The sequence below is a fragment of the Marinomonas sp. 63XJN7_9_ISO-PGPR-S23-217 genome, from assembly GCF_056173515.1.
The window spans coordinates 130737-154400 of sequence record NZ_CM149678.1 but is presented as its reverse complement, the minus strand read 5'-3'; the positions used below and the strand labels follow the sequence as shown (position 1 = coordinate 154400).

Below are 23664 nucleotides of genomic sequence, written 5' to 3'. Positions count from 1 at the left end.
TCGATCTTGTCGCTTTGGTTGAATCAGGAAGCGGTTAGCATTAAGAAACACTGTCGGATGAATCGTCTTGCAAATTGCGGTGTATTTTCTCTAAAAGACCCTGTAACTGCTCTATTTCATGGACGGTTAACCCATCAAAAGCCTTCACTCTCACTTCACCAATCGCTTGGTTTATGTGCGTCAATTGCTCGGCAGCCGCGTCGGTCACATACAGGCAATAAGCTCGACGGTCAGCAGAATCCGCGCGTCTTTCCACCAAGCCCGCTTTGGCTAATTGATCAATTAAACGAGCCAAGGAAATCGGCTGAATTTCTAAGTGCTCAGCTAAAGTAACTTGTCGAATCCCTGGATAACGAGAAACAGAAAGCAATGTTTTCGCCTGCATCAGCGTCATGACACTTGAGTTTTTGTTGTACTCACGACGCATCAAACGCAATACATCTGTCATTAAGAAACCGATACTGTTACCTAGGTTTTTATCCGCCATATTCCCCACCCCCAATTCAGTATGCTTTGATTATTATATACATAGCTTATTATATTCAATGATGCTTATTTAAAGTACGCAATGATTCCTTAATAGATTCGGTTTTCACCACATTGTTGGGAGCTAAAACGCTACCCACCAAAAACGAAAGTTGCTAATGTCGTAGGCCGATGAACCAACCATAAGGACATTTCATGAGTCAGCCCATTTTATTGATTACAGGCGGTAGCCGAGGCATTGGTGCCGCAACCGCGATCTTGGCGGCCCAGCAAGGCTATGAAGTCATTATCAACTATCGCCATGATGAAAGTGCCGCGAACGACATTCAGCAGTCGATTGTCGCGACTGGAGGGAAAGCCCACTGTGTACAAGCCGATATCAGCCAAACCTCGCAAGTAAAAGAAATGTTCTCATTGATTCGGAAAAAATGGGGGACGATTCAAGGATTGGTCAACAGCGCCGGTGTATTGGATCAACAAACCTCTTTTGTCAACACAACCCCAGAACGTTGGCAGCGTATTTTTCAGACCAATGTCTTTGGCACCATGCAATGCTGCCAAGAGGCTTTCCAAGACATGGCGCGCAGCAAAGGCGGACAAGGTGGCAGCATAGTCAATGTGTCATCGCTGGCTTCCGTGTATGGTTCACCTAACGAATACGTGGACTATGCGGCAAGCAAAGGCGCGGTTGATTCTTTCTCACGCGGGTTTGCTCTAGAAGTCGCCAGCGATGGCATCCGAGTCAATGTTGTTAGACCAGGCCTTATTTATACGGATATGCATGCTGACGGTGGCGAAGCGGGGCGTGTGGATCGAATCGGCCCAAACTTGCCCCTACAGCGAGGGGGTCAGCCAGAAGAGGTGGCGGAAGCGATTGTGTGGTTGCTGAGCAACAAATCCAGCTATACCACAGGCGGCTTTATCGATGTTGGTGGTGGACGTTAATAAGAAAACGCATCCACGCCACAAGCAAACGAACTAGCCAAAGGATAGGGCCCTTGCTGATAGACCGCATAGGACGGGTAAGGGCACAGAGGTCGAGTAATGCCAACCATGCTCTCGGGTAACTCTGGGTTGGGAAGGTGTGTCGCCGCAACAATAGTATTAGGGCGTTGCTGACTTTCTAGCCAGTTCACTAATGGCCTTAACAGATCAAATCGATCCAACGCCGGGCCACCTTCTCCATGAGACATGCCAGGTACACGATAAAAACGCACAAACTGATCCGCTTTACCCGCTAGATTAAAATTGAGGTAATCATACCATCTCATGGTATCTCTCACCGAAAACACCGGATCACTATTACCATGGAAAATAATCATTTTACCGCCATGCTGACGAAATACCGTCAACTTAGGATCCATCACATCCGGCGGCGTCATAACGGTCATGGCAGACTCGGGAAACCGTTGATTGGTTGCGAAAATTTTTGGTGCATCTTTATCAAAGTCAAAATCCAATAAAAATTGCTCCAGAGAAAACGGGTTACTCTTAACTTTGACGGGGGGTGTCATAAAAATCGTCGCTAAAGAAGCCGCCCCCAGAACACCAATAATCGGCTTACGAGACCAATTATCTACCGTACTTTCTATTTTCCAAGTGCGCCAGTTGCTGGACAGCATCCCTGTATCGTAAACCCAGCTGGAGTAAAGAGCTTCATTTTTACTATTATGGGGCCCCTGAAACATACGGATAATCGCAGCGACTTTTTCCACTGGGAGACAATCACGATCAAACTCACTTTTACACACCAATGAAGTGGGTTCAAACTGGCGTTGGCAGGCGTTAGAGGCAAAAATTAAATGATCTCGAAGACCATCCAAACCATCACAGCGCCTCAATAGCCCTCGTACAAACAACGATATGTCCCGAGGGGTCAATGCCTTGCCAAGATCCGCATTAACTGCATGAAGAGACTGTATATCCCAAGCATGCTGAAGGGCGGCTTTGGGCATATTGATCCCAGGATAGCCAACTAAGAGACCATCAAAAAAATTCGGAAAGCGCGTAGCGGCGACCATCGCCACACGACCACCATTGGAGGCACCAATGCCATAACTGTAACGGATAGGCGAGTTGTAATAGCGCTCCGTCATTAAACGAGCAATAGGATAGAGCTTACGAACCGCATCGTAACCAAAATCACGACGTGCTTGGGGATCGAATCCAAACATAGAACTGCCGATTAAGCTCGATGAGTCCCCTTTATCCAGATTATGCCCCCCATTACTGGAAATGACCGCAAAGCCTTGATTCACCGCATACTGAGCCGTGACTTGTCCTGTCATATTACCGAGGGCTGGCCTAACCACGCCATCATTACCGCCATTAAACTGGTAGGCAAGGCGTCCTTGCCAAAAACGTGGTAAACGTATTTCAAACTTGATTTGGTAGCGCTTTCCGTCAATGCCTAAACGCTTAGGAAGCGCCCCTTGAACAAGACAATAGGGATAACGCACCTGAGCATCAGGAAAATGCATATCGGCTTTGGCACTCACCCCTTGAGGCAAATTTAAGACTAGCGCTTGGCAACTTAGTGCATTCGCGGCGCCAGAGAAGACAGATAGTAATACAGTCAAAAAGGACACAAAAGGCCACTTCATCACAAAATCCTTTGTTTTGAAAACCAAATACTCAGTTCGATACAAGAAGACACTACCTCAACAAGTCTTAAACATGCGGTTCAAAAACACAAGATTCATTAGAAACAAAAGAAAAAGGAAGGCAGGAAACGAGCTGGAATAGAATAATAAAAACGGGCCTAAGCCCGTTTTCGAAACACATTAGTGCGCTGACGCAAAAACCAAAAAGTCAGTTGGCAAAGTTCTAAAGTCCACTGACATTGTGATACTTAAAGCCGTTACCGTAAAAATGGAAAAGAAAAACACCTGACGTGCCCATCCATTAATATCAATATCCTTGCGATAACCCTTAAGCGCCATACCAAGCCACCACAAACTAGTCGCAAGCGCCACCACCATAAAACCGATACCAACGTAGCCAGTTAAAGGTAATAAAGCAGAAACAATAGCAAAGGCTGCAATGTGCAGCACAATGTGTCGCTTCGCTTTGGAAATACCTTCAGCAACGGGCAACACCGGAATATTCGCAGCCGCATAGTCCTTGTAGCGAAAAATAGCAATGGCATAAGAATGTGGCATTTGCCAGATAGAAAACATCGCTAACAAAATGGCTGCACCGGCATCAAACTGACCTGAGGCAGCACAATAGCCAACCACTGGCGGAACCGCACCGGATAAGCTACCAATAAAGGTGCCATAGACAGAATTGCGTTTGAAATACATGGTGTACAGAACGACATACACAAAGTAGCCAAAACCGGCAAAAAACACAGCCACCCAATTGGTAAAGTAAGCCAATAAGCCAAAGCCGATTATGCCAATCACCAATGAATGGAAGAAAGCCGCTTTACCAGACATTTCACCCGTAACAGTGACACGATTACGTGTACGCTGCATTTTGGCGTCAATGTCTCGGTCAATGTAGTTGTTCATAGCGCAGCCAGAAGCCACCACCAGCGATAATCCAATCACTGTCGCGAGCATCAGAGTCCAGTCAATCTCGCCACGAGAGGCTAAAAAGAAGCCCCCCGCAACAGAGATGAGGTTGCCCATAATGATGCCAGGCTTAGTCACCTGAAGATAACGCTTAAACATCTTTATGAACTCCCACCGGACGCGCATCACTTATAATGAAAGAAGTCCGCATACTCATCACGTTCACTTACATCATCATCGCATTGGCGGCGTACATTAGCCATGTGGATAATCCCACCACCATTATGATAATCACCGCAGCAAACATAATTGCGTATGTGTCCCACTTACCTTCTTCAGAAAAGTTCAAATGTAAGAAGTACTTCATATGAACCAAAATCTGAATAACAGCTAAGATTATGATAGTGATATAAGTTGGCCCATTCGCAAAAGTATGGGTCATCACCATCCAGAATGGAACGCCTGTCAGAATAACAGACAGTACAAAACCAATCAGATAAGACTTAACACTACCGTGACCGCTGGTTGAATGCGAATCAGAAGAATGATTACTCATTTATACTGCTCCCATCAGGTAAACGAAGGTAAAAACACAAATCCAGACAACATCTAGGAAGTGCCAGAATAAGCTTAAGCAGCTTAGGCGAGTAACCGTACGGCTACCAAAACCTGACTTCAAAAGCTCAACTATCAAAATAGCCATCCAGATCAAGCCCGCTGTCACGTGCAAGCCGTGAGTACCCACAAGGGTAAAGAAGGCAGTCAGAAACGCACTTCTTTGAGGGCCATTTCCTGCCTCAATCAGATGGTGGAACTCATATAATTCCATGCAAATGAACACAGCACCAAATGCAAAGGTCACGAACAACCATAGCAAGGTACCAGCTCTATTGCGGTTATGAGCGCACACCATCGCGAAACCGTAAGTGATACTTGAAATAAGCAGCGCTGCGGTTTCGACGAGGACAAAGTCCAACTCAAAAATATCTTTACTCGATACACCACCCGCTGTGTTCATAAAGAGCACAGCATAAGTGGCAAAGACGGATGCGAACAACAAACAGTCCGTCATTAAGTACAACCAAAAACCAAACACATTATGTGGTGCTGGGTGATGATCGTGATGCTCATCGTGAGCGACATGTGCATTCATATGTGTCGTACTCATGATTACCCCTTAGCCACGTTGTTACTGTCTAAATGTGCCGTCTCAGTACGCAAGACCTCATCAGGCTGAATGTAATAATCCACATCAGAGGTATAAGCACGAGCGACAAGAGAAATAAATCCTCCCAATAGACCCAAAGCCGCTAACCACCAAATGTGCCAGATAAGAGCAAAGCCCATGATGGTCACACTGCCCGCAATCGCCATACCAGCCTTCGTATTCTTAGGCATATGGATTGGTGCATAGCTGTCTTTACGAACATACGCTGTGCCTTTTTCCTTCATATCGGTAAACGCATCAATATCGTAAACCGTTGGGATCTCAGCAAAGTTGTATACTTGCGGTGGAGACGCAGTCGACCACTCAAGAGTATGACCATTCCATGGGTCACCCGTTGTATCTAGGTTCTGTTTGCGGTCACGGAAGCTCACGTACAACTGTAGCAACTGACAAGCAATACCTGCCATGATGACAAATGCACCAATCAGAGCGATGTATAACCACATATCCCACTGTGGGTTATTGGTATGGTTTAGACGGCGTGTCATTCCCAAGAAGCCCAATACGTAAAGAGGCATAAAGGCTAAGAAGAAACCAATCAACCAACACCAGAAAGCCGCTTTACCCAACTTAACATTAAGATGGAAACCCATTGCTTTCGGGAACCAGAACGCAAAACCAGCCAAGTAGCCAAAGACCGCACCACCAATAATGGTGTTATGGAAGTGGGCAATCAAGAATAAGCTGTTATGCAATACGTAGTCTGCACCAGGAACAGCAAGCAATACACCTGTCATACCACCGATGGTGAAGGTCACCATAAAACCAAGTGTCCACATAACCGGCACTGTGATGCGAAGACGACCACGATACATAGTAAACAGCCAGTTAAACAACTTAACACCTGTTGGGATGGCAATGATCATTGTCGCAACACCAAAGAAGGCGTTAACGTTGGCGCTTGACCCCATGGTAAAGAAGTGGTGCAACCATACGATGAAACCTAAAACGGAAATCGATGCAGTCGCCCAAACCATAGATTTGTAGCCAAACAGACGTTTACCCGTAAAGGTTGATACGACTTCAGAGAAGATACCAAACGCAGGCAGGACAAGAATGTACACTTCAGGGTGACCCCAAGCCCAGAACAGGTTGATATACATCATTGAGTTACCACCACCAGCAATCGTAAAGAAGTGGAAGTCTAGGTAACGGTCAAGTGTCAACATGGCCAATACAGCGGTCAAAATTGGGAAAGACAACGCAATCAGGATGTTTGCCCAAGTACAAGTCCAAGTAAAGATTGGCATGTCCATCAACTTCATGCCAGGGGCACGCATTTTGAACACAGTTGCTAAGAAGTTAACTGCGGTTAAAGTTGTCCCTATACCGGATATCTGCAAGGCCCAGATATAGTAATCGACCCCCACGTCCGGACTGAACTTCAAGCCCGCCAATGGTGGATAGGCTACCCAACCTGTTTTTGCGAACTCCCCAATAAACAAAGAAATGTTAATCAGGATAGCACCACCCACTGTTAACCAGAAACTCAGGTTATTCATGAATGGGAAGGCAACATCGCGCGCACCAATCTGTAACGGCAGAACAATGTTCATCAAACCAATCATAAATGGCATCGCCATAAAGATGATCATGATAACGCCGTGAGCCGTAAAGATCTGATCGTAGTGGTGCGGTGGTAAGTAGCCTGTGCCGCCATCGGTTGCGAAAGCCAACTGTAAACGCATCATCATCGCATCGGCGAAGCCACGTAACAGCATGACCAAGGCCAGCACAATATACATGATGCCTAATCGTTTATGGTCGATTGATGTAAACCAATCGTTCCACAGAACACCCCATTTTTTGTAGTACGTAATTAAGCCAATAACAATAGAAGCTAATACGACAACGCCGCAGAATGTGCCCACAAGAATAGGCACATCGTATGGTATGGAATGTAAAGATAATTTGCCTAGAATAGACATTATTTGTCAGCCTCCGTATTCATCTTGTCAGATGATTCTTGACCCATCTTCATCTTATTATGATCCACGCTGCCGTGATCCATAGACATAGAATCGTGACCCATTGAACCGTTTTGATTCAACTTATCCATTTCCTGCATCATCTTAGAATCGAATGGACCGCCCTTAAGAATCTCTACACGGCCATAGTCTTTCATAAACTTCATCACAATATCGTTGAAAAGACCGGGTTTAACAGTACCGAAGTACTCAACAGGGTGATTTTCAGAGTCTTTAGCAAGTTCAGCAAAAGAGGCAGACGTTAACGCATTACCCGATGCTTTTACTTTGGCAACCCATTTATCAAAGTCCGCTTCGTTTGGCGTCGCAATCGCCTTGAACTTCATACCTGTAAACCCAGGCCCACTAAAGTTGGATGAAAAACCTTTAAATGTGCCAGGCTCATTGGCGATCAAGTGAACTTTCGTCACCATGCCCGCCATTGCGTAGATTTGGCTACCCAATTGAGGAATGAAGAAAGAGTTCATGATGCCATCAGAAGAAATATTGAAAGCAACGGGAACGTCAGCGGGGAAAGCCACTTCGTTAACAGTTGCAATGCCAAGATCGGGATAGATGAACAACCATTTCCAGTTCAAAGAAACCACTTGAACATTGATATGCTCTTTATCCGACTTCAACGGCTTATAAGGATCTAATGCATGAGTAGATTTCCACGTAATCACGCCAAGAATAATGACAATGATAATAGGAATCGCCCAAACAATAGTTTCAATTTTTGTAGAGTGCGACCATTTTGGTTCGTAAATCTCATTGCGACCTTCACGATATTTCCAAGCGAAATAAAGTGTCATAAAGATCACAGGGATTACAACAAGCAGCATAAGAACAGTCGCAACAATAATAAGTTGCTTCTCTTCAATACCGACTTGCCCTTTAGGATCAAGCACGCCACCCTGACAACCAGCGAGTAACGCCACTGTTATCGCCAAAGCGATTTTACTTAGGATACGAGTTAACAAGAGAATCATCCTCTAACCCTGAGGTTCACAACACTGCAACTTGCCCATCAAGAAGCAGAACGAAAAAACCGGTACATTACCGGCATTTCAGCAAAGATGTTCCGAGCACTGCGGACAGCACTAAAACACCATTACCTCGTTAGTTCTTATTAACGAGGTAATCGTGTTACTGGATCACCTAAATCTGAAAGAGATAGCTCTACACCTAGCTTCCTGCGGATCATTCACAATGAATCGAACAGGAGAACAGTCCAATAAGGTGGTCATTTGACAACGAGCAAAGTTGATACTTGTTAATGTCAACAAGTATCCAACCAATATAACGAGAACAGAAACGCTGCTGGCAACCAGCAACGTTTCTAAAATTTGGGTTGGAGGAACAATGAGATACGATAAAGTGGAAGCATCAGACACTAAATAAAACGTAAAAAAAGAGCACGTAAAAGTCCCCAACAAATGAACGGCCATTTGCTTAGTAAGAGACTCTTTTTTAGAGAATAGGGTGCTACATTTGTTCACTTTTTTTTCCAAACAATTGCTATAAATCCATAAATAGGCCGCTGTATAAACAATGTAAACTGTCAGCTGACACTTGTATTTGTATTTGTTGGGCGGAATATAACAAAAAATACCCTCGACACAAACCCCAGTGTAGCGTTTGAGACCACTTTCTTCACGATTTTTTTTCAAAAATCCTTTTTATAAAACACAAATCCACATTTTATTTACACTCTAATGTGCCTATCTTTTAGGGCAGATTTCTCTACACACCTCAGCCAATGCTTGCACCAAAACGCGCATAACGTCTTCTGGTGTGCTGCTAAACCCAAGAACAAACCCTTGTCGACTAGGCTTTCTAGAAAAATAATTTGACAAGGTAGACAACAGAAAACCTTGCTCTTTCATCCTCGCCGCGATGACTTTATCCCACAACGGTTGTTTCAGGCCCTTAACGCTGTCTTCGTCTATCGGTTCGATAAGGCCATGCGGCTCTTCAAACCAACACGGCGCCAATTCAAGCAAAATATGCATGCCACCACTCGGCCGTTGCCAAACAAACCATGGGACAAGACACGCTTCCAACAGTGCCAGCAAGGCATCTCGCTTTAAGCGATAGTAACGACGCATGCGATTCATATGTCGACCAAAGCTCCCCTGAATCATAAAATCCGCTACCGCAGGTTGTATGGGCAAAGACACGGAAGAACCCAACAGCTTCTGGCTCCTTGCCAATTGTTTGACATGTTTCAAGGGAGCGATAATAAAGCCCAAGCGCAAGCCACGAAAAAGCACTTTGGAAAAGCTACCAATAAAAAACAAACGCTCCTTTACTGCTCCATGTAAACTCGCGGTTTGCATGAGCGGTACATTACTTCGCCCCTGATAAACAAACTCATTGTCATAATCATCTTCTACTAGCCACCAAGAAGAAGAGGGGTCTTGTAAACGCTGAATCCACTCTTGCCGTCTTGGCGAGCTCATTGTTATACCTAAAGGATACTGTCGGCCGGGGGTCAGTACTGCGACATTATTTGGAGAGAAGCTAGAATCGTCTGCAGGTTGCAAACGGGTGCCGTCATCGTCCATGGGCAGAAGACCAACGTTTCCTTGTTGTGAAAGTGTCTCGATTATCGGCAAATAAGTGGGATCTTCAACCCACCATTTGGCTTTTTTCGCAACATTGACGAAAACATGTTGCAGCTGTAACAAAGCATCGCGATTACCCGCTGTCAAGAACACTTGCTCAGAATTACATTGCAAACCCCGAACTTGATAAAGGTAGTCCCTGATCGCCTCTTTCAGCGCCGGAAAACCAGATTCATAATCGCCATTTAATACCCTCCAATCCGGTTTTAACCAGCTGCGGCGCATACTAGCGGCCCACTCTTTACTCGGAAAGACAGACACATCCGCCCCAGAGTCAAAGGCTAGCCACGCTTGTTCGACAGTCTTTTCCTCATTGGTCATCTTATCTAATTCAATGGGCGACGTAGCTTTGACCGATTGTGCTGCTATGCTATTAATCGTCGCCGCAACAAATACACCACGCTTTTGCTCACTCACGAGAATCCCTTCGGCAATGAGCTGTTCATAGGCTCTGGACGTCGTACTCCGAGACACCCCCAAGGACAATGCCAAGGCCCGCGACGAAGGCAACTTATCGTTTACAGATAATTGCCCAGATGCAATGCCTTGCTGGATTTGCTCAATCAATTGTTGGTAATAAGGCGCGTCCTCACTCAAAGAGAAACGCAAACTGGCTACCGCGTGCTTCATAATCTGGCCTGCTTATTTATCTTCATTCTGGCTATTTTTATTAAAGCCAGATTTCTCTAAAGTCTTGTTATAGCTAGCCATCTAACAAGATACAAGGAGAGAATTCATGAGCCAGTCACTCACAGAAACGTCATTAAGCAGAGTAAAGCGCGGCCCAAACCGCGCCTCCTACGATAAAGACCTAGCCCTGGACATTATCGATGCGGCGTTAATGTGTCATGTAGGACAAACCAAAGACGGCCAAGTCTTCGTTACGCCCACCAGTCATTGGCGAGAGGGCGATTATTTCTACTGGCACGCCCATTCCAAAGCACGCAACGTCAAAGGGCCAATCGATGAGCCCGAAAAAGTTTGCATTAACGTCAGTCTATTGGATGGTTTGGTATTGGCACGTTCTGCCATGCATCATTCGGTAAATTATCGTTCCGTCACCTTATTTGGTGTACCAGAACGTATTGAGGAGCAAGAAGAAAAAGTTCGCCAGTTCAAACTCTTCTTAGACAAAGTCAGCCCTGGCCGCTGGGAAACGCTACGCCCAGTGAACGAACAGGAAATCAAAGCCACGGGCGTGGTTCGAATCAAAATCGACGAAGCTTCCGTCAAAATGCGCGCTGAACCTCCCGTTGACGACCCTGCCGATAACGACTGGCCAGTATGGGCAGGTGTACTGCCATTGGAAAGACAGTGGGGAAAAGCAGAACAAGATCCGCTTCAACAAGAAGATTACTCAGAACCAACAGCGCCAAACGCGGTTTAGATCTTATCTATGACATCTAGGAACAAGGCAATCGCTTCAAGCGTGTCTTGTTCTGTAAAAGACAACCTGCTAGGATCAAAATCATGACTTATTTACTCGCACGCACGCATCGATTTATCCGCCTCCGAGTCCCTACACTGGACCCGGCGGCTTTGTTCTACTTGAAATAACCTTTCATAGACAAGCTCTCTCCGAGTCCCGACTCGGAGGAATCCAAAAAAGACGACTTTCACTTTTTATCTTGGATTTATGGAGCATAACCATGTCTACTAACAACGATTTAACCTACGAATATCTCACCCACGAACAACTCCTTAAGGCACTCTACCTACGCGACCTAACCAACCCAAAGCAAGGCATTCATGCCATGCAACAGCTCATCAGCGAGGCCGAAACCGCCATCCAATCCCTGTGGTCTTGTTACATTCAAAGGCTAAACGCCAACCCCATCGTGCCCGTTTACGAAAACTATGACGCCCTTGGCTATCCCGACGATGGCGCCTCCAGAGACAGTCGCTATAGCCGTTATGTCAATAAAGATTTAATGCTACGAACGCAAACCTCTAGCGCCGTTCCCACCTGGTTAAGCAGCTGGCGCCATTATCGTCCAGAGTCACTTGGATTATTAAGTCATGGCCTTGTCTATCGTCGCGACTGCATTGATCGCTGGCACAGTGCCGAGCCCCACCAACTGGATATCTGGATTGTTCTGCCGAAAAGCCAAGCCAGTGACGAACAGATTTTGCGTGACAGTATTGCCGCATTAATGGGCACCTTATTACCCAACCATAAAGTGGAAATTTCCACCTCACCACATCCGTATACCCAAAACGGTGTGCAGCTGGATGCCATTGAACAAGGCACCATCGATCAAGGTGAACTTGTCGAAATAGGCGAGTGTGGCAACATAGATCCCGCCTTACTTGATCGAAATGGCTGGTCTAGCGAACACTATACGGGCCTTGCTATGGGGTTGGGATTGGATAGAGTACTTATGCTACGTAAGGGCATCCCTGACATTCGCCTATTACGTGACCCAGAGCCTAGAGTGCAAACACAAATGCAAACCCTCTCACCTTGGCAGCCAGTCTCTCGACAACCCATAACAGAACGAGACCTCTCTCTCGTTGTCGATCAACATATCGATATGGACATCATTGGTGATAAAGTGCGCTTAGCACTGGAAGAACAAGCCGAGTGGTTAGAAGACATTCGACTTATCTCACGAACGCCCTATCACGCGCTGCCACCAGTCGCCATCGCAAGGCTTGGCATAGCCGAACACCAAGACAATCTCTTACTACGCTTAGTGCTTCGTCATCCTAGCCAAAGCCTGCCCACCGCGTTAGCCAATGAAATCCGCAATAACGTGTATTTAGCGCTTAACGAGGGCAGCCAGACGCATTTAGCCATCTAACTCTTTTTGAAAAAGGCACGACAACTCAAAAAGCACAGAGATATATTCCCTGTGCTTTTTATATCTTGTTGGCAATTTTATACGCCAAACTGTGCAGAAAAGGCCCTGCTATTAAACAGGGAACTTCAACCCGCCAGCGATGCGGTTCCAAGCGTTAATATTACCGATGGCCGCTGTTAAAAAAGCAATTTCTGATTCAGTAAATTGTTTCACTAATTCGTCATAGGATGTACTAGGCACTTTTTGTTGGGCCATCAAGGTTAACGCCTCGGACCAATCTAACGCTGCACGCTCTCGATCTGAAAAGAGATCAACCTCTCGCCATTTGGATACGGACTCCATCTTTTCTTGAGACAACCCCACTTTACGACCAAAAGAAAAATGCAGCTGTAGGCAGAAAGCGCAGTTGTTCATTTGCGAGACACGAATTTTCACAACCTCTGTGAGCGCTTTATCTAAACCTGAATCATCAATTGCCTTCCCAAGGGCTTTTAACGCCGCCACCACAGCGGGTGTAGATTTTTCATAACTTACATAATCAAAGTAAACGGATGCTTCTTTCATGATTCACTTTCTCCCTCACAAACATTAATATAAGAACTCGAACATTATAAAAGATATCAGAGTTCTTACATTATGAGCAAGAAGAAACCATCTCATAGCCGCATTCCAGACGTTGGCGAAGGCAAACGTGGCGTAGAAGGTCATATTGGCTATTTACTAAGACAGGCACATGGAAGCCATAAAATACGTATGGAAAAAGCGCTAACGGAATATGACATCACCCTACCTCAGTTTTCAGTACTCACTATGCTTGATGCCTACCCAGGTGCCTCGGGGGCAGATCTGGCAAGATTGTCACTGCTCACACCGCAAACCATGAGCGTGATCGTGAAAAATTTAGACAAAGCCGGCCTAGTGACCCGACGTCCACACCAAGAACATGGTCGAATTCAAGTCATTGACATCACTGACTCAGGCAAGACACTTCTAAGCAAGTGCAAAACAGCTGTGGCATTAGCCGAAGCGGATTTATTAAAAGGCTTTACCAAAGACGAAGAAGCCATCATCCGACACTGGCTTGTCACAACCGCCCAAAATACATAAACAGAATACTGGGGAGATTCAAAAACAGGTTATAGGAGAAAACACCAATGACTCTGGATTCATTGATCTGAAATGCGTAGGAACTTGGGGGATGCAATGGAGAACACAACCCATTATGTTTTATCTGGAATTTATGGCACTGGCTGACTTATAAGCATCCCCCATTGATCCAAGATGTATTCCCCTGCGTTTTTTATATCTTGTTGGCAATTTTATACGCCAAGCTGTGCAGAAAAGGCCCTGCGATAAAGGAGATGATGCCAGCGGCTGGCCAAGCTAACGCCCAAGCATTCATCCAAAAACGAACAAAATCCGGATGCATGCCGATGTTCACGTAAGTGATCCACGCTGACATAATCAGTGACAAGGTAAACGACATAAGAACAGCAAAAATAATTCTGTGCTTCATATAAACACTCCTATCGTTAAATTTTCTTTGAAACAAGACTAGCAAGCATCTATATGTGTAATATATAGCTAAATTTAATAATTCATTTTACAAATATGCAAATGTTAGACGACTTAAAGATTTTTATCACCGCTGCTAATAAAAATAGCCTCACGGCGGCGGCACAGCATCTTGATATGACCATCGCCACTGTGTCCCGTCGTATCAGTGCCCTTGAACAAAAACTTGGCTGCAAGTTATTACATCGTTCAACAAAAGGGCTCACACTCACGCCAACAGGAGAAGCTTACTATCAAGAATGTGCTGAGTTTGTTGATGCCCTAGACCAACGGATTTCTAACCTTGATCAAACCCTGAACAGCTTACAAGGGGATTTAAAGGTTTTAGCACCAGTGAATCTAGGCAGTGGACCACTGGACGCATTTTGGCAAGGGTTTATCCAACTGTATCCAGATATCAGACTGGACATAGAATTAAGCAATACTCTGCAAGACATAATCAGTACCCGCGCAGACATCGCCCTGCGCTCTGGTCCACAGCCAAACTCCTCATTGATACAAAAGCGGCTGGGACACATCGAACCCATCCTAGTTGCTTCTCCCAACATGCCGCATCCTCTGCCTCATTCTATCGAAGAGTTGAAAAATGCACCGAGTATCGCCTCGCAAATGTTCTCCGATTGGCCGTTAATCAATAGTGCAGGGGAAAGGCATGCGCTGAATAAAGACCATCAGCACATCAGCAACGATATGAACATCACACTCAACCTGACCAAGGCAGGGGCAGGGGCAGGGGCAGGGGCAGGTATTTCGTTAATTCCAATGAGTATTGTCAATACTGACCTAAAAAAGGGAGAGCTAATTCGAGTATTGCCAGAATGGCGAGGGCAAGACAGGGAGATTTATTTAGTGTGGCCTTATCGACGTAGCTTATCAGCCAGAGCCTCGTTATTTAAAGATGAGTTAATGTCATTCCTTGAAAAGCAAACTTGGTTTCACCCAACACCTTAGTCAGCCGTTTTCAATGTCAACCAGATAGTCGAAGGAATGGAAGTAGGGCCCGTGTCATTGATTTTTAATCAAAGCCAGTTTCATCCTCTTGGTCCTTATTTCACGGGGCTATGGCTATTTTAACAGAGATAATATGCCCGTCCTTTTATCCATCATCGAGGCCATCATACAAAATATCAACGGCTCTGAGCTATTGGCTCAATTAACCACCGTTTTACTCACTTTACCTGCTTTTTCAGAAGCAAAAATACAAATTAACGCACCGGCACCCAATGCAGATATGACAATGGCCAGTGAAGTCACGCTCTTATCTGACAGCATAGCAAAACCAACAGAGACGATACTGACAAGAAGCATCTGAAAGCTACTAAAGAATGCACTTATTCGACCCGCCGACCTTGCTGGGAACAATTGTAGAGCCATCGCGATGGTGTTACTAAAGATTAAAGCTTGACCAAACGTTGCCACCATAAAGCTAATGATTAAAACATAAATATTGGGTGTATAAACCGTCGTTAAGACGAACATTACAAAACCAGATAAGGTAATCATCCCGCCACCAATTAAGCAGGAAAAATAGACACTCGTTTTCATGAGCAGTGTTTTATTGATGGATGCAGCTATAAAATAAGGAACACCTATTAATACAGCAAGATAACCATACTGGCTGGATGAAAAACCAAAGTCACCTTGAATAAGAAAGGGGGTCACTATGTTATATAACACTATAATACAATAGGCACAAAAACCACCCAATACATTCAACATAAAAAAATGATTAAATAATGCAGATCGATAGTCATGCAATATATTTATCATTCGACCACTTTTATTAGACTCTTCCCGACTTTTGGTTTCAGGAAGATAAAAGGTACACACTAGTATCAACATAAGATCAAAAGCAGCTAACACATAAAAAATAACTTTCCAATCCAAATGATGGACTAACACACCGCCAATAACAGGGCTTAAACCAAAACCTAAAGCAAACCCCATGGACAAATAGGATGATGCACTTGCTAGTTCTTTTCCAGAGAAAACATCTCTAGCAATAGAACGCCCACTCGTTAATAGTCCACCGCATCCTAAGCCTTCCAGAACACGACATAAGATAAACACGTCTATGGTTTTACTTATGCTATTACCTAAAAAACCGATTAATGCTAAAGTCAACGATGCTAATAAAATGGGTTTTCTGCCAATATAATCGGAGATAGGGCCGAAAAACATAGGAGACACACCAAAACCAAGCAGAAAGCTCGTCACAGTAAGTTTTGACTGAAAAGCATCAATAGCTAAATTTTGACTGATGACGGGCAGGGCAGGTAGATACAAGGCAATCGATGCTTGCCCTAGAATAGTAATCAGCATAATAAGTCTTTTTATACGTTGATTTGCTGAGTATCTATCATTCATTTATTAAAACCTTTAGCATATTTACTATATTTCTTCAGATTAACGTTACTTTAAAGTAAAAAACTATTGTATGAAGTACTCTTTATTTTTCCAGCTAAATTATTGCAAAGAAACTTTGCATAGGATGCAAAATGGATTATCCAATCAGTTCTGATCAGATTTTTTTATTCAAAACCATCGTTGAGAAGGGGAGTTTCTCGAAAGCGGCACAACAACTTGGCGTCCATGTATCGACAGTCACAAGACAGATCGATCGCTTAGAAGAGTCGATTGGTGCGAAGTTATTCATTCGATCCAGTCATTTTATTGGCTTAACCGAATCAGGGGATCATTTATATCGGCAGTCAAAAGAGATATTGAAACATCTTTCTAGTGTTATTGAAGATATCCGACAGATAGAAAATACAGAATCTGGTGAAATCAAGATCAGTTGTTTACCAACATTTTGTAAAACCGTTATTATCCCTATATTAAAAAAAGTGAAACAAAATAATCAAGATATCCAGCTTAGTTTTGATCTAACAGAACGGTTAGTTGATCCTATTGTTGAGCGCCTTGATCTAGCCATAAGAATTGGAGATCAGCCAAATAGTACGTTATATTCCAAAAAACTAGGAGAGCAAACTTGGCATATATGCGCTAGTCCGGATCTTGCCTCTAAACATCGGCTCACTCATATCGACGAGCTAAAAAATATGCCATTAATCAAAAAATACTCGAAGAACAGTACCGTTTGCTGGAATAAGCTCGAAGAAAGAAACCATATTGCCGCAAAGTGTGACGACTTCCATGGTCAACTCATGCTAGCAATAGAAGGAATTGGTTTTTGCTGCCTACCAAACTGGGTAGTACATGGGTCAATCCAGAACGGCAGTTTAGTACATGTCTTACATGACCCCTTTCAACGACGGGACACTATCTATGCATTAAGACCGTTTAAACATCCCAACGCAAAAAGCGCGCTACTCATGGATGAGATAGAACGCTCTTTGGATAATGTTTCCACTGGCCTTCTATAAAAATATTAGGCCTATCATTGATAGCACTGAATATACTGACATTCTATATAGATATCTGAAAATCAGTGAGTCCACTAGAGTGTTAATTGGCTCTTAGGAGAAACAACAATAACTCTATCAATTATTTAAAAATAAAAATACCGATCAATTTTTTCCAACATCAGTGTCCGGCATGTCTCTTCGTCGGCATGGATAATAGTGTCATAAAGACGGCGCGCATGGCATTCAAATAAAACCACTAGCTCTGGATCGAAATGCAAGCCACTGCCTTCTTTAATGATAGAGAGGGCTTTGTCATAACTGAACGGTTCTTTGTAAGGTCGTTTAGAACATAGGGCATCAAACACGTCAACAATCGAAAGTATACGGGCGCTGATGGGGATATTTTGTCCCGAAAGCTTATGAGGATAACCATTACCATCCCATTTTTCATGGTGTGCTTCGATAACGGTTTTCGCATTACTAAGCCACGCTATGCCATCCACCATTTTCACGCCTTCTAGCACATGAGTTTTCATGACTTCCATTTCTTCAGGTGTCAGTTTACCTGGTTTCAGCAAAATACCGTCCGAAATGGCAATTTTCCCCACGTCATGTAAATAACTGCCTAGAATCAGAGATTTGAACGATTCCGCCTCCATGCCATAGGCTTCCGCAAGCTCCGTTTAAAGTTATCTTTTTATTATTGGGCAACCCGTCTATGACGTTGTAACCAATATACAATTAGAAAGGCAAACAAGCATAACAAAGCATAACAAAGCAGAAGTAATCAATATAAAATGAAATCCCCCATATAAATAGAGAGCGCTGTAAGAGAATGCCGCGACTATTGTTCCTCCATAGGATACCGCACTGTATATACCAATAAGCCTTACTCTCTGGCGATCATCTGAACAAAAGGGTCTGTGCCATTGATTGTTCTAAAATAGAACTAGAGCCTTGAAAATAATGGTTTTCCAAAGTGTTTTTACCATAAATTCTGAAAGTCTATGGGCGACCCCATTGAATCAAATTACTTACTCAGCAGTAGACTCTGTATCTTTATATTGAAAAAGGTCAAGATGATCCACAATACCGCGGGAATATGCATCTATCCATTTTTCTTCTAGCTCAGTATTTTTACCGCCAGTAGCGGCTCCACCCAACTGTTTAAAAATAGTGGATAAGTTACCAGTAAGACCAAAATTAGGAACCAATTTACCAGTTTCTATTGTAGCAACAATATGATGCTTTTCCGTCATCACTCCAGTATATTGTATAGTTGAAGCCCCATAGGTTTTACAAGCACCAAAAAGCTCTCCCATAAACGTTCTTGTATACTTCATATCTAGCTTTAAACTAATGGCATTTTTATCGGAGGAAGCTAAAATATTTTTATCCGACAGGGCTTTATTAATTTTAGCCTTAAATTCTTTATCAAGCTCTTTTGCGTCTGGAAATCCTTTAGAATCACATTTTTCTACTAAATCAACATCTACAGAAGAAACAAAAAAATTTTTACCCTTTACATCATAATATCTATTTCCACCTCCTGTTGTTGAACAGGCAGAAACAATTACGGCTAAACACAATATACCTATTAACTTTATTTTATCTAACATTTTCACTTTTCTATCTCCTATTTTAAAAAAGCATTTTATTTAGATTGGGTATGTCACTATTTCATGTACGAATCAATAGGGTCAGTGTCTGAGGTATCCCCACGAATTTGATATAAATAACAATTAATTAACATAAAAAGGGAACGTTTATGGCCCTTGGTGATCAATAATTTCGCCAAAAACAATCAAACACGAGAGCCATGAACGCAACGACTATTCTGAACAAAATCCTTCCTCTTGTCAGCCCAAATATGCATAAAACTCGACGTAATGCTGTCGCTGCCTGCGTTCAAAGCCTTGCTCAGGGCAATCTCAGTACCGTGACTAGTATTGGAAGAGGCATTCAATCTAAAGCCTTTGAAAAACACTGTATTAAACGTGCTGATCGAGTGCTTTCTAACGTTCATTTACAGCAAGAGTCGATCTCTATTTATGCTCATATGTGCCACCTTTTTGCGAGCAAAGGACGACCCATTATCAGTGTCGACTGGTCTGACCTTGATGGTCGAAAACAACATTATCTCATTCGAGCGGTGGTCGCATTTCAAAGACGACCCTTTACTCTATACGAAGAAGTACATGACATTAAAACTAAGGAGAAACCTAAAACACATAGGCACTTTCTTTCCAAGCTAAAATCTCTTCTTCCAGAAAAAACCAAACCGATTATTGTGACAGACGCGGGGTTTAAAATGCTTTGGATTGAGCTGGTAAAGAGTTTGAAGTGGGACAATGTTGGCCGTGTTCGTCGGCCACGAAAATTTTTTGATGAAGCAAACCAGTCGTGGAGATGTATTTCATGCTTATTTCCTCAAGTAGGCAGCACCCCAAAGTCTTTCTCATTAACTCTTGGTAAATTCAAATCGTATTGTTGTCATCTAGTACTCTACAAAGGCAAGCCAAAAGGTCGGCACGCTTTAAACCAAAACGGATCAACGAAAGCATCAAAGACGTCGTTAACCGCCGCTCGCGGAGCAAAAAACCGTGGTTATTGATTTCATCGCTGCCAAAGAACCGCTCGTTTGCCAAGAAAATATTGAAGGTTTATCAAACACGAATGCAAATAGAAGAAAGTTTTAGAGATATGAAGAGCACAAAATTCGGCTTGGGGTTCGAACATAACCACACTAAAAAACTGACTAGAATGAAGCTGTTAGTGTTACTGACAACACTGACTGCCATGGTGCTTATCTTGTTAGGGAAAGTTGTTGAACTGGCAAGATTAGCTTATCGTTTTCAATCTTCTAGCATTCGCAAACGCTGAGTACTCTCACTTTTTTCTAGGCAAAAGAGCACTATCTACAAACCTCAACATCCCCCTCAAACAATGGTGAGAAGGAATTCGCAACTGTTTAAGGGAGACGGTTTTATGGCTTAAATTCGTAGACTCTGAGCCTAGTGATCGCACTAGAATCAAACATCTTTCTTGTTTCAAGTTTTCACTACGGCAATAACCTATCTCAGCCCTTGGAAGACATAATACATTGTCCATTTACGTCTTACAGCACCCGCGAAGCCTCAGACACTTGATCAACGAGATAGACGATGGATTGATACTCAATGCCACTGTGTTCACTTAAACCAATCTCACAGGTGCGGCTGTTTGAATAGCCCACTTCGCAGCCTTCTACCGCTTTCGATAGGGTTTTCAGGGCGCTGGCGTTCAGTTCCGGATGAGAAAATCCTTTATCACCCGCAAAGCCGCAACAGGTTACCTCAGGAGGAATCACTACCTCATCGGCCAATTGATGGGCCAGTTGAACAAAGCTATCTGCCAATCCCATGCGTGTTGTGCTGCATGTTACATGCAAGGCAATACGAGGGGCTTTCTGGGTAATGGTTAAATTTGGTACAACAAATTCTTTGAGAAACCCTACTTGCTCATACAATTCCAATACGGGATCCAAGGTTTGTGTCATACGCAATAGGCAAGGACTGGTATCACAGACAATCGGATAACGCCCATTCTCACTAATACTCAGTAGCATTGCATTCAAATCTTTAGCTTTTTTATCCGCGACGGCAAACTGCCCCTTACTTTGAAAGGCTAACCCACAACAGCTGCTTTCAACCTCTTCGGGTACAATAACCTGATAGCCGGATTTTTTAAGTACAGACAACATAACGTCCATAACAGAGCGCTGGTCTTGCCCGGTAGGATCCGCCCCCATCATTCTTGTCGCACAGCTGGGCAAATACACCACCGTCGGTTTCACCAACTCTTTATCAGGGACATTGCCATCTTGGATCATTTTTTCTGACAACAATGAACGAATGGAATCCGCTCCTTTTGGCATGGTGGTTCGCCAATGGGGCACCACGCCACCTGTCACTTTATTCGCCATATTCGTTAAGGATGCCATGCCCTTATTACCAACGATTTTTCGGGCCACATTGGCCGTTGATAATCCCAACCGTACGGTTTGAGTCACTCCTTCAAAATGCTCACCCAACCAATAACCCACTTTACTATCTGGGTGACGATCGTGGCGCAGCTCACGGGTCAGATCCCCAGTATTAATACCAACCGGGCATTGCATCGAACATAGGCCACAAGCGGCACAGGTATCGACACCTTGATAGTCGTACTCTTTTTTCAGGGCGGCTAAACGCTCAGGATCGGTTCCTAATGTGGTTAAGCGTTGGATTTCTCGCCAAATCACAATACGCTGACGAGGCGTTAGCGTTAGTGCTTTCGACGGACAAACCGATTCACAGAAACCACATTCGATACAGGTATCAACCAGATCATTGGCCTTAGGCAGTGGCTTCAGGTTTTCCACATGCAAATTGGCATTATGGGAGAGAATGACATCCGGATTCAGCAAACCTTGTGGATCAAAGGCATTTTTAATTTGCCACATGATATCGTAGGCCTCTTGGCCCCATTCCAATGCCACGTAAGGCGCCATGTTTCGCCCTGTACCGTGTTCTGCTTTTAAAGATCCTTTGTATTTACCTGCCACTAAATGGGCAACCTCATCCATCAAGGCAGCATAGCGACTCACTTCATTCGGATCATCGAACCCTTGGGTAAAGACAAAATGCAAATTGCCTTCTAACGCATGACCAAACAAAATTGCTTCACTGTAACCGTGCTTTTGAAACACGCCTTGCAGTTCTAACACGCCTTCGGCGAGTTTTTCGACCGGAAAAGCCACGTCTTCAATAATCACGGTTGTCCCAACAGGACGTACCGCACCGACGGCAGGAAACAAGCCTTTGCGGATCTTCCAATAAGAATCGTAAATGACTTTGTCTTGAGTAAACTCAATGTCGTTTAGAGTTGTCTGTCCATTTAGCGCCTGCTTTACCAGAGCCAAATTACCTTCTAACTCTTCTTCCGTAGCGGCTCGAACATCCACTAACAAGCCCGCAGCTTGCGCTTCCAGAGAAGATAGACTCTCCGGCATACCAGGTTTGCCTTCAACTGCCCGCAGCCCTGCTCGGTCGATCAACTCAACGGCGGACACAGGGGCACTTTTTAAGGACGTGACCGCTCGACAAGTCGCCTCCATATCGGCAAAAAAGATCATGGCTGCCGCTTTGATTGGGTGATCCACCACCGTTTGGTAAGTGACTTCGCTGATAAACCCTAACGTTCCCTCGGAACCAATCATCAGATGCAACAAAATATCAAATGGGTCTTGGTAATCCACCAAGCTGTTTAAACTGTATCCTGTTGTATTCTTTAGACGATATTTGTGTCTTATTTTGTTTGCCAAGTCATCATTAGCACGTACTTGCTTTGACAGTTGAGTCAAGGTATCTAATAAATCGGCATGGTGATTACCAAAGGCTAAGCGGCTACTTTCATCGGCGGTATCCAGTAAGGTGCCATCAGCAAAAATCAGCCTAGCACTTTCAATCGTCTGGTAGCTGTTTTGTGCCGTACCACAGCACATACCACTGGCGTTATTCGCGGCAATACCACCAATCATGCAGGCATTGATAGACGCGGGATCGGGGCCAATTTTACGTTGAAACGGTGCCAGTAGTTGATTGGCGCGTGCGCCGATAATGCCGGGTTGCAGTGAAATGCGCTGACCCTGATCGAGGATGCGATGACCTTTCCACTGGTCGGACAACTGGAGCAATATGGAGTCGGTTACCGCCTGTCCAGACAAACTCGTGCCCGCCGCTCGAAACGTTACCGGCAAATTCCGCGATTTCGCCTCTTTGAGTACCAAACGAACTTCGTCTTCGTTGTTCACTCGGACCACTAACTGAGGAAGCAAACGATAGAAGCTCGCATCCGTACCGTAGGCAAGGGTACGCAGCGGATCTCGAATCAATCGAGACTCATCTATCGTATTTTTCAGTGATTGATGGATCGCATCGTATTGGGCTTTTTTATCCGTCATTGCAGGTGAAGAAGTCATATAACGTCCCATTGTGAATGGTCTTGCTAAGCCGTTTTCCTTGAAAACCAAGCAAACAACTCAAAGCATTTTATTATTTTAAAAGAG

The 23664-nt window shown here is 44.1% G+C and carries 21 protein-coding genes and 1 pseudogene; 8 read left to right on the top strand and 14 right to left on the bottom strand.

The features are described from left to right. Positions 1-40: 40 nt before the first annotated feature. Positions 41-487, bottom strand: a complete 447-nt coding sequence (locus tag AC0VYI_RS00670) for a MarR family winged helix-turn-helix transcriptional regulator (protein ID WP_475446589.1) — start codon at positions 485-487, stop codon at positions 41-43. Positions 488-681: 194 nt separating this feature from the next. On the opposite strand from AC0VYI_RS00670, the gene AC0VYI_RS00665 reads away from it, so the two are divergent. Beyond that, complete coding sequence (locus AC0VYI_RS00665) at positions 682-1431, top strand: SDR family oxidoreductase (protein ID WP_475446587.1); 750 nt, start codon at positions 682-684, stop codon at positions 1429-1431. Here the strand turns inward: AC0VYI_RS00665 and AC0VYI_RS00660 are convergent. The 7 genes from AC0VYI_RS00660 to pdxR form a co-directional block, all read right to left on the bottom strand. After that, a complete protein-coding gene (locus AC0VYI_RS00660; RefSeq protein ID WP_475446585.1) occupies positions 1428-3089 on the bottom strand; it encodes a tannase/feruloyl esterase family alpha/beta hydrolase in 1662 nt (553 codons plus the stop codon). The two genes, AC0VYI_RS00665 and AC0VYI_RS00660, sit on opposite strands and share 4 nt — an antisense overlap. Positions 3090-3269: 180 nt before the next feature. Continuing rightward, the gene (gene cyoE / locus AC0VYI_RS00655) at positions 3270-4163 is read right to left on the bottom strand and encodes a heme o synthase (RefSeq protein WP_199475645.1); all 894 of its coding nucleotides are present in this window, start codon (positions 4161-4163) and stop codon (positions 3270-3272) included. 67 nt (positions 4164-4230) lie between these two features. Beyond that, positions 4231-4560: a cytochrome o ubiquinol oxidase subunit IV gene (cyoD, locus tag AC0VYI_RS00650; RefSeq protein ID WP_199475646.1), complete on the bottom strand. Its 330-nt coding sequence runs from the start codon at positions 4558-4560 to the stop codon at positions 4231-4233. Beyond that, the gene (gene cyoC, locus AC0VYI_RS00645; protein WP_199475647.1) at positions 4561-5172 is read right to left on the bottom strand and encodes a cytochrome o ubiquinol oxidase subunit III; all 612 of its coding nucleotides are present in this window, start codon (positions 5170-5172) and stop codon (positions 4561-4563) included. It lies immediately after the preceding gene. Positions 5173-5174: 2 nt separating this feature from the next. Beyond that, on the bottom strand, positions 5175-7160 hold the full coding sequence (gene cyoB, locus AC0VYI_RS00640) for a cytochrome o ubiquinol oxidase subunit I (protein ID WP_233407620.1): 1986 nt from the start codon (positions 7158-7160) through the stop codon (positions 5175-5177). After that, the gene (cyoA, locus tag AC0VYI_RS00635) at positions 7160-8191 is read right to left on the bottom strand and encodes a ubiquinol oxidase subunit II (RefSeq protein WP_475446583.1); all 1032 of its coding nucleotides are present in this window, start codon (positions 8189-8191) and stop codon (positions 7160-7162) included. Before cyoA ends, cyoB begins: the two co-directional genes overlap by 1 nt. A gap of 732 nt (positions 8192-8923) precedes the next feature. Next, on the bottom strand, positions 8924-10459 hold the full coding sequence (gene pdxR / locus AC0VYI_RS00630; RefSeq protein WP_475446581.1) for a MocR-like pyridoxine biosynthesis transcription factor PdxR: 1536 nt from the start codon (positions 10457-10459) through the stop codon (positions 8924-8926). 106 nt (positions 10460-10565) lie between these two features. Here pdxR and AC0VYI_RS00625 point away from each other — a divergent pair, with 106 nt between their 5' ends. Both AC0VYI_RS00625 and srmL read left to right on the top strand, forming a co-directional pair. Continuing rightward, entirely contained in the window at positions 10566-11216 is a 651-nt protein-coding gene (locus AC0VYI_RS00625; RefSeq protein WP_475446579.1) for a pyridoxamine 5'-phosphate oxidase family protein, read from the top strand. 262 nt (positions 11217-11478) lie between these two features. Continuing rightward, the gene (srmL, locus tag AC0VYI_RS00620) at positions 11479-12633 is read left to right on the top strand and encodes a PheS-related mystery ligase SrmL (protein ID WP_475446577.1); all 1155 of its coding nucleotides are present in this window, start codon (positions 11479-11481) and stop codon (positions 12631-12633) included. 111 nt (positions 12634-12744) lie between these two features. Here the strand turns inward: srmL and AC0VYI_RS00615 are convergent, their stop codons facing one another. Further along, positions 12745-13197: a carboxymuconolactone decarboxylase family protein gene (locus AC0VYI_RS00615; protein WP_475430400.1), complete on the bottom strand. Its 453-nt coding sequence runs from the start codon at positions 13195-13197 to the stop codon at positions 12745-12747. A gap of 72 nt (positions 13198-13269) precedes the next feature. Here AC0VYI_RS00615 and AC0VYI_RS00610 point away from each other — a divergent pair, with 72 nt between their 5' ends. Then, positions 13270-13740 carry a MarR family winged helix-turn-helix transcriptional regulator gene (locus AC0VYI_RS00610; protein WP_475446576.1) on the top strand — a complete coding sequence of 157 codons (471 nt, stop codon included), beginning with the start codon at positions 13270-13272 and terminating at the stop codon, positions 13738-13740. A gap of 193 nt (positions 13741-13933) precedes the next feature. Here AC0VYI_RS00610 and AC0VYI_RS00605 read toward each other — a convergent pair whose 3' ends face one another. Continuing rightward, the gene (locus AC0VYI_RS00605) at positions 13934-14149 is read right to left on the bottom strand and encodes a DUF2798 domain-containing protein (protein WP_199475654.1); all 216 of its coding nucleotides are present in this window, start codon (positions 14147-14149) and stop codon (positions 13934-13936) included. Positions 14150-14250: 101 nt separating this feature from the next. Here AC0VYI_RS00605 and AC0VYI_RS00600 point away from each other — a divergent pair, with 101 nt between their 5' ends. Further along, complete coding sequence (locus AC0VYI_RS00600; protein WP_475446574.1) at positions 14251-15159, top strand: LysR family transcriptional regulator; 909 nt, start codon at positions 14251-14253, stop codon at positions 15157-15159. A 198-nt stretch (positions 15160-15357) separates the two neighbouring features. Here AC0VYI_RS00600 and AC0VYI_RS00595 read toward each other — a convergent pair whose 3' ends face one another. Beyond that, positions 15358-16575, bottom strand: a complete 1218-nt coding sequence (locus AC0VYI_RS00595) for a multidrug effflux MFS transporter (RefSeq protein ID WP_475446572.1) — start codon at positions 16573-16575, stop codon at positions 15358-15360. Positions 16576-16706: 131 nt separating this feature from the next. Here AC0VYI_RS00595 and AC0VYI_RS00590 point away from each other — a divergent pair, with 131 nt between their 5' ends. Further along, the gene (locus tag AC0VYI_RS00590) at positions 16707-17594 is read left to right on the top strand and encodes a LysR family transcriptional regulator (protein WP_475446571.1); all 888 of its coding nucleotides are present in this window, start codon (positions 16707-16709) and stop codon (positions 17592-17594) included. Between the two features lie 125 nt (positions 17595-17719). Here the strand turns inward: AC0VYI_RS00590 and AC0VYI_RS00585 are convergent. Both AC0VYI_RS00585 and AC0VYI_RS00580 read right to left on the bottom strand, forming a co-directional pair. After that, positions 17720-18241, bottom strand: a pseudogene (locus tag AC0VYI_RS00585) (HD-GYP domain-containing protein); the annotation flags it as partial. A gap of 369 nt (positions 18242-18610) precedes the next feature. Further along, entirely contained in the window at positions 18611-19201 is a 591-nt protein-coding gene (locus AC0VYI_RS00580; protein ID WP_475446569.1) for a hypothetical protein, read from the bottom strand. Between the two features lie 194 nt (positions 19202-19395). Between AC0VYI_RS00580 and AC0VYI_RS00575 the strand changes: the two genes are divergently transcribed. After that, positions 19396-20190, top strand: coding sequence for an IS4 family transposase (locus AC0VYI_RS00575; RefSeq protein WP_475446568.1), 795 nt, complete (start codon positions 19396-19398; stop codon positions 20188-20190). Continuing rightward, a complete protein-coding gene (locus AC0VYI_RS00570; RefSeq protein WP_475449850.1) occupies positions 20127-20459 on the top strand; it encodes a transposase in 333 nt (110 codons plus the stop codon). The genes AC0VYI_RS00575 and AC0VYI_RS00570 overlap by 64 nt, the downstream gene beginning before the upstream one ends. 235 nt (positions 20460-20694) lie before the next feature. Here AC0VYI_RS00570 and AC0VYI_RS00565 read toward each other — a convergent pair whose 3' ends face one another. Then, entirely contained in the window at positions 20695-23577 is a 2883-nt protein-coding gene (locus tag AC0VYI_RS00565; RefSeq protein ID WP_475446566.1) for an FAD-binding and (Fe-S)-binding domain-containing protein, read from the bottom strand. Between the last annotated feature and the right edge of the window lie 87 nt (positions 23578-23664).

Bases quoted from the DNA above. Each gene is read 5' to 3' on its own strand.
- AC0VYI_RS00625 (WP_475446579.1), top strand. From the start codon at position 10,566: ATGAGCCAGTCACTCACAGAAACGTCATTAAGCAGAGTAAAGCGCGGC.
- AC0VYI_RS00575 (WP_475446568.1), top strand. From the start codon at position 19,396: ATGAACGCAACGACTATTCTGAACAAAATCCTTCCTCTTGTCAGCCCA.
- AC0VYI_RS00610 (WP_475446576.1), top strand. From the start codon at position 13,270: ATGAGCAAGAAGAAACCATCTCATAGCCGCATTCCAGACGTTGGCGAA.
- cyoC (WP_199475647.1), bottom strand. From the start codon at position 5,172: ATGAGTACGACACATATGAATGCACATGTCGCTCACGATGAGCATCAC.
- AC0VYI_RS00565 (WP_475446566.1), bottom strand. From the start codon at position 23,577: ATGACTTCTTCACCTGCAATGACGGATAAAAAAGCCCAATACGATGCG.
- AC0VYI_RS00660 (WP_475446585.1), bottom strand. From the start codon at position 3,089: ATGAAGTGGCCTTTTGTGTCCTTTTTGACTGTATTACTATCTGTCTTC.
- AC0VYI_RS00590 (WP_475446571.1), top strand. From the start codon at position 16,707: ATGGATTATCCAATCAGTTCTGATCAGATTTTTTTATTCAAAACCATC.
- AC0VYI_RS00670 (WP_475446589.1), bottom strand. From the start codon at position 487: ATGGCGGATAAAAACCTAGGTAACAGTATCGGTTTCTTAATGACAGAT.
- pdxR (WP_475446581.1), bottom strand. From the start codon at position 10,459: ATGAAGCACGCGGTAGCCAGTTTGCGTTTCTCTTTGAGTGAGGACGCG.
- cyoD (WP_199475646.1), bottom strand. From the start codon at position 4,560: ATGAGTAATCATTCTTCTGATTCGCATTCAACCAGCGGTCACGGTAGT.
- cyoE (WP_199475645.1), bottom strand. From the start codon at position 4,163: ATGTTTAAGCGTTATCTTCAGGTGACTAAGCCTGGCATCATTATGGGC.
- srmL (WP_475446577.1), top strand. From the start codon at position 11,479: ATGTCTACTAACAACGATTTAACCTACGAATATCTCACCCACGAACAA.
- AC0VYI_RS00665 (WP_475446587.1), top strand. From the start codon at position 682: ATGAGTCAGCCCATTTTATTGATTACAGGCGGTAGCCGAGGCATTGGT.
- cyoA (WP_475446583.1), bottom strand. From the start codon at position 8,191: ATGATTCTCTTGTTAACTCGTATCCTAAGTAAAATCGCTTTGGCGATA.
- AC0VYI_RS00595 (WP_475446572.1), bottom strand. From the start codon at position 16,575: ATGAATGATAGATACTCAGCAAATCAACGTATAAAAAGACTTATTATG.
- AC0VYI_RS00605 (WP_199475654.1), bottom strand. From the start codon at position 14,149: ATGAAGCACAGAATTATTTTTGCTGTTCTTATGTCGTTTACCTTGTCA.
- AC0VYI_RS00600 (WP_475446574.1), top strand. From the start codon at position 14,251: ATGTTAGACGACTTAAAGATTTTTATCACCGCTGCTAATAAAAATAGC.
- AC0VYI_RS00615 (WP_475430400.1), bottom strand. From the start codon at position 13,197: ATGAAAGAAGCATCCGTTTACTTTGATTATGTAAGTTATGAAAAATCT.
- cyoB (WP_233407620.1), bottom strand. From the start codon at position 7,160: ATGTCTATTCTAGGCAAATTATCTTTACATTCCATACCATACGATGTG.